This is a genomic window from Methylobacterium oxalidis (assembly GCF_007992195.1).
Lineage (GTDB): Bacteria > Pseudomonadota > Alphaproteobacteria > Rhizobiales > Beijerinckiaceae > Methylobacterium > Methylobacterium oxalidis.
Genome location: NZ_BJZU01000306.1, coordinates 1 through 1,005 on the forward strand (window position 1 = coordinate 1; position 1,005 = coordinate 1,005).

Below are 1,005 nucleotides of genomic sequence, written 5' to 3' on the forward strand. Positions count from 1 at the left end.
AGGACCCACAGATTAAAAGTTATTTGCCGCGGGCAGAAAGCTCAACGATTTCAATAGCAGGTGTGTGCATTTCTCTAGGCCGAAACGCGTGCGAGCGTGAGCGTGAAAATCGGCGAATGCACATATGTTCTGCAGCCGATATCGTCGCTTCGACGCCCTGAGTGTGGGCCGATGATTGGCCAAGCACTTCTAATTTCGGAGCATCAGACCGTGATACCTCGTTGGTACCAGACAGGGCTCTGAGGAGAAGATGTGAGATGGCTGTTCAGGGTTGGGTTGACCCGGAGCTCAAGGGGAAGATTGAGCGCCTTCGCAACTATGGGCGGCTTGCGGAGGAGAAAGGGTGGACAAGCTCGGCAGAGTGGGCTCGCACGGCCGTGGCGGAAATCGAGGACTGGGACGATTCGAATTCGCCCGAAGCGCGCCTACATCAGATCCGTAGCCAGTACCTGACCCATTCGGGCGCCATGACGGCCACAGAGATCCTGACAGCCATTGCGCATCTTGTGCGGCCGGAGGCCAAGGACTCGCCCAACGCCTGAGAACAACGCCCTGTCAGACGTTGCCCGCCTCCTCTCCGATCTGCGTGAGAGCGGTTCAGAATAGGTTGCCAATCGTTGCTGTGACCGCCCTGCCCTAGCGACTCGCTCTCCCTCCCCCGTAAGCCCGGCGCCCATCCCTCAGCCGCCGGTCCGATGTCCGCCTCCCCAGCCCTTCAGCTCGTCCCGTCGCAGGTCCAGGCGTGGCGTGATGCCTTCTCGCGGCTCAAGCCGTCGAGCCCGCCCTGCCCCGGCCTGTCGCAGACGGCCTGGCTGCCGATGTACGACAACGCCCTCGACTTCCTCGACCGATTCGGCGCCGAGGCGCTGGAATTCGGGTGGAGCGTCACGGACCTGTTTGGGGTGCACCCGACCGCTGGCACGATGCGCGCGGACCACTGCGGCGCCCTGATGCTCAGCGGGGCGAAATGCACCGGCCTCTCGGCGGACCAGATGAAGCACGGCC

At 62.6% G+C, this 1,005-nt stretch carries 2 protein-coding genes; both read left to right on the forward strand.

The features are described from left to right. Positions 1 to 257 precede the first annotated feature (257 nt). Positions 258 to 542 carry a hypothetical protein gene (locus MOX02_RS30720; protein WP_147029529.1) on the forward strand — a complete coding sequence of 95 codons (285 nt, stop codon included), beginning with the start codon at positions 258 to 260 and terminating at the stop codon, positions 540 to 542. Positions 543 to 695: 153 nt separating this feature from the next. Next, positions 696 to 1,005: hypothetical protein (locus tag MOX02_RS30725; protein WP_147029530.1), on the forward strand; the 310-nt coding region annotated here is incomplete at its 3' end.

Bases quoted from the DNA above. Each gene is read 5' to 3' on its own strand.
- MOX02_RS30720 (WP_147029529.1), top strand. From the start codon at position 258: ATGGCTGTTCAGGGTTGGGTTGACCCGGAGCTCAAGGGGAAGATTGAG.